Consider the following 4669-nt stretch of genomic DNA (forward strand, 5'->3'; position numbering starts at 1 on the left):
TGCCAGGGCGAACTACAAAAAAAGCCCTCGAATCGCAAGGGCATTTTTTGAAAAAATGACAGTCGGACGGCTTCGCTATTGTCCGACCAAAAAATCAAAGTAAACATAGTTGAGAAAATTATCTCCATAGGAAACATTGATACTATCAACTCCACACATCCTACATAGACAGTTTCCATTATATTTTTTAATATTCTTCAAAACTATATCTTATACAAATTATTTAATCTTTCTAACTCTAATACATTCATACATACTTCTACTCCAGTAACTCCCCCCTTACTATGAATAACCCCACAAGAAAACACAATCCTCTCCTTACTCAAAATATTTGACAACACTACTAATGATTCTAAAATATAATCCTTTATAATAATAAAACTATTATTTTCATCCTTAGCAAACTCTATAAATCCAATATCCTTACACCTATCACCAAGATGAAACCTAAGTGATTTCAAAAAATAATCAAAAAAAACATCACCCTTCATAGAAAACCCTTTCATTTTTAAAAATATTCTGATATAATCATACAAAAAATAAAGGAGAACTACCATGAAAAAACTTATTTTATTTATAACTACCTTTCTCACTCTTCTTTCATTTACTGTTACAACATATGCCGAAACTCCAAAAGCAAACCAAATCACCCCATATTCTACTGCAACTGGAAATGGTGGAGTTTCCAAAATAGAAATTTATGATAACCGAAGTAGAGCATGGTGGTACGCACGACCTTATACTAAAAGCTCTTATCAATTCTCTGGAGGAGTTCGTATTACATTAACAAATGGCCGTACCTTATATTACCCGGTAAGCGGTCAAGGTAGGGCAGGACAATCAGTTAGTGGTTCAATATATGTAAGCGGAAAAATAAAAAGAGTAACTTTTACAGGTGTAGCTTACGGCCCTGGTGGAATACAAATAGCACTTCCTCAATCAGAAACAAATAATTACAGTAGTGGTGGTTCAGGGATGAGCATACCGAACCCTGAAATTCTATACGAAGAATAATTCACTAACAAGAAAGAGACTGGGACAAAATTGTCCCAGTCTCTTTAAATTTCATCAACATCGAGCTGCTTTTTCATCTCAATAGCATCTTTTTACTCATAAATTAGATATAAACAAGTGTTTTCCATGACAGTTACAACCATTTGAACCATACTTAGATTTTTGAACAGTGCTTAATCTAAAAAATCATAAATATCTGTCTGTCGACTTCTTTCTTCAGCTTGCTTGATTATCTCTGCAGTTGGTACTTGTCGATTATCAGTAATCTGCATTTCATAGCCTATGACCTTTCGGCCATTTTTAACTACGTTTAGATAAACATCTACCCCTAATTTTTTCTCTAGCTCTTCTGCCCCAACTTTCAGACAGTTCCTTGCAAAGATTGCAGGGGGCATTCTTCTCTCTTCCCCTAAAAACCAATCTTGCCAATCGTCTAAATCTCCTTGAATGGTTGTGACACGTTGATTTTTAAAGCGATTTGCTTCCCACAATTTCATCAAAATAATGGCATACTTTGATTTGATTTGAGCTAACTCTGCCAATTTGAACGAGAAGAACTGGCTACGTAAAGCAAATACGTAAGGCGCAGCATCTTCTGAAAAGATAAATTCCACTTCGCCATTAGCTAAGAATTTAATTTTTCTAAATAACTGGGTCATCAATATCCCTTTAACGCCATTCTCAACGATTGGCAGATATAACGCAGTGTTTTCGTTTAGGGCTTTAAAGCCACGTGCCACACGCTCATAGTTTTTCCCTGAAGCGTTCAATCCAAAGTGCTTCAGCACCTCTTTTGCATTTGTCGTAAATGTATCTGTTGCAGTGCTTTCTTTGGTCACATAGCTAAAACAATAGTCCAGTAGCTTATGTTCAAAGGCTTTTAAATTCCCAAAGGCTTTGGCTAGGTCATTCGCTTGTACTACTAGATAATCTTGTCTAGACATCAAGCCCTCAAACGCATTTTCTGACTTCCCTTTTTTCATGGCTTAACCTCACGTACTTTTTTGTCATAAATGATTATATAATATTACATGACAAACTTCAAGTAATTTATTACTTTTTTGTCATGTATCACGTACTTTTTTGTCATGTATCACGTACTTTTTTGTCATGTATCACGTACTTTTTTGTCATGTATCACGTACTTTTTTGTCACTTATCTCCTCGCAAACCCTTGATAATACTGACTTTTTGACACCCCCAAAGTATATATAAAGTAAGTTATAAAGTAAGTATGAAAGTAACTCCTTTAGAAAAAATCCTTCATTTTTTTTTAATTTTTCAAAAAAAAAGACCCTATCGGGCCAATCTCTTAAAAATGCATCCGGGGTCTTTACAGCTCGAAGCTGAAGGCAGTCCCACACCCGACACAAAATAGTGCCCTTTGAGCTATCCGTTTCCAGTTGCCCGACCTATAAAGAGATTCACGCCACCGACCGTATCGCTGAGGCGCCTCAATTTGATTATATCACAAATGTCTATTTTTGACACCCATTATAAAACTATGTTATAATTTAATCAACAACAAGAGTAGTGAGTTCATCACGCTAAACGAAAAGCACCCTGTCCGCCAAGACTTAGGGTGCTTTTTTGCGCTAGCTACAACACACTAGCGTTCGTGAAAAGTGACACTATTTCTCGTTGTCATCGAAGCGCTTTTCAATCCACTTCATCCCATAGGCTTTCCCCAACTCGTACGCTAAGGGCAACACTACTCGGACAACAACAAGAAGAGTAATGAGTTCTAACAAGCTAAACACCTCCTTTCGAAGGCTTAGTGCCAGAATATTGCTATTATACCATGTCCGCTTGCTTTATTCCATGGTCTATTTGACAACAAGGAACCTAGGTCGTTAGTCTTTGGTTTGTCGGTCAGCTGAACAAAGTTCAGACTGAACCGCCTTAACCAGTCTAACTTGACCTAGCTTATTGTCAAATAGCTTTCACGGCATAAATCGCTCAGATACTCCGCCCTTTTGTAGGCTCATGTCTTTTCCTAGACAGTTCTCGTGTCTCTCTTAAGTTTTCTAAACGCTTATTGAGGCTGGTTACTTCTTTTTCTGTTATGACTTCAGAAAGGTCATCTAAGAGATTTTTAGAAACTTTCAACTCCCTGTTTTCTAGCTTTAATGCTTTGTTTTCAGTCTCTAATTGCTGATTTTTCCATTCTGCATGAGATAGGCTATTTTCAAGCCTACTCTTTGCTTCTTTCATGCCTGCTAGTGCATTTCTAAGTAACTCATTTTGATTGACCGCCTGCTCCAGCTTCTCTACAACATCAGACACAAACGTCTTCAGTCGTCCAACAAAATTAAAGCCATCGCCAAACAGTTTAGGAGTAGCATTTTCTAATTCTTCCTGCAACTCTTTGGCAACTCGACGTCTATCTAAATCTCTATACGAAATTTTCGATAAGTTACTTGATTGTTCCACCAAAAGTTGCGTTTTTTCTCTATGAGCTCTCTCCAGACGAACCACATCATCGCTCAGACGCTTAGAATCGCTTTTTAACCCCTTTATTTCCTCCTGACGACTATTTACCTCAGAATTTAACTCAGATAGCTCTGAGAGCCTCTCAGAAGCCTCAGAATCGATTTTACCGTATTCGTCAATCTTTTTCTCAAGGACACCCTCTAAACGTCCTAAATCTGCCCTTAAATCGTTTCTATGAGTGTCTAGCCATTTGAAACGCTCTTCCAACGTCGCTTCTCGGATGTTAAATGTCACGTCTGAATCTGCAAACAAAGAACCTATGTCCTCATAATCTTGAATTTCTGACATTGTTGCAGGTCTACGTTCTTCCGTATGCCAATATTTTGGCGCTCCTAAATCTAGCAATTCCTGATTAAGAGCTTCACGCCCCATTTTTTCCTTGTAGTCCGCCACACTCAAATGCTGTTCTTTGCTATCTCGCTTTCCACGTTGCAACTCAAAACCATGCTCATTCATGTACTTTGGCAAATCTTCCTGAATATGCTTTAGCTCCTCACGGTTAAACATAACCTTTGATGACAGCTTACCATTTCTCATTGGCACAATCCCTAAGTGCATGTGTGGGGTACTCTCATCAAGATGTACACTGGCATAAGCAACGTTGGTTTCTCCGTAATTCTCCGCGAAGTAGTTTTTAGCCGTTTCAAAAAATTTTCTCGTCTGCTCCTGGCCCAACTTTTCAAAAAAATCTTTATCTGACGTAATAATCCATTCATCACACAAAACAGCGTCTTTCCGTATCCCACGTTTAGAACTCTTGTTCTCGTTCACATAGTCCTTAATTTGCCGTTCATACGACACAGAGCGGTCACGATCCGTCAACTCATAGTTGAGGTGTGACCTGCTCGTGTCGATGTCTTTGTTTGAGTGCTTTTCAAAAATCCGTTCATTGTGCTTATATGCGCCACCCAAATTCCCAACTTTCATTTTCTGCATTCTCGCAACCATGTAGCTCATAACTTTTACCTCCTCAGGTGGGTCATTCGAGTAGCGAATGACAGACGAGCCGGCAAGCCTATTGCTCGTCTATTGTGATAACATTCTAGCTAGAATTTTAGCACAAATTTCGGCTAACTTCCATGTAAAGTATAACGCACTATACTTTACTTCGTAAAAGTGCGTTCTCCGAAGGCTCTTGCAGAGAGCTAGTCCGCCCACTTTA

At 38.3% G+C, this 4669-nt stretch carries 4 protein-coding genes; 1 reads left to right on the forward strand and 3 read right to left on the reverse strand.

The window, feature by feature from the left end:
• Window positions 1-203 precede the first annotated feature (203 nt).
• Complete coding sequence (locus tag HT693_RS04460) at window positions 204-491, reverse strand: hypothetical protein (RefSeq protein WP_078373521.1); 288 nt, start codon at window positions 489-491, stop codon at window positions 204-206.
• Window positions 492-555: 64 nt separating this feature from the next.
• Between HT693_RS04460 and HT693_RS04465 the strand changes: the two genes are divergently transcribed.
• Window positions 556-1014 (forward strand): hypothetical protein, encoded by a 459-nt coding sequence (locus tag HT693_RS04465; protein ID WP_000733562.1) that lies wholly within the window; start codon window positions 556-558, stop codon window positions 1012-1014.
• Between the two features lie 173 nt (window positions 1015-1187).
• Here HT693_RS04465 and HT693_RS04470 read toward each other — a convergent pair whose 3' ends face one another.
• Complete coding sequence (locus tag HT693_RS04470) at window positions 1188-1997, reverse strand: replication initiation protein (protein ID WP_000715517.1); 810 nt, start codon at window positions 1995-1997, stop codon at window positions 1188-1190.
• Window positions 1998-2973: 976 nt separating this feature from the next.
• Window positions 2974-4464, reverse strand: a complete 1491-nt coding sequence (gene mobV, locus HT693_RS04475; protein WP_172924939.1) for a MobV family relaxase — start codon at window positions 4462-4464, stop codon at window positions 2974-2976.
• Between the last annotated feature and the right edge of the window lie 205 nt (window positions 4465-4669).

The sequence above is a fragment of the Streptococcus sp. 2154 genome (genome assembly GCF_013277255.1).
GTDB lineage: Bacteria > Bacillota > Bacilli > Lactobacillales > Streptococcaceae > Streptococcus > Streptococcus pseudopneumoniae.

Coding starts and splice junctions, on each gene's coding strand:
- HT693_RS04465 (WP_000733562.1), top strand. CDS start 556: ATGAAAAAACTTATTTTATTTATAACTACCTTTCTCACTCTTCTTTCA.
- HT693_RS04470 (WP_000715517.1), bottom strand. CDS start 1,997: ATGAAAAAAGGGAAGTCAGAAAATGCGTTTGAGGGCTTGATGTCTAGA.
- mobV (WP_172924939.1), bottom strand. CDS start 4,464: ATGAGCTACATGGTTGCGAGAATGCAGAAAATGAAAGTTGGGAATTTG.
- HT693_RS04460 (WP_078373521.1), bottom strand. CDS start 491: ATGAAGGGTGATGTTTTTTTTGATTATTTTTTGAAATCACTTAGGTTT.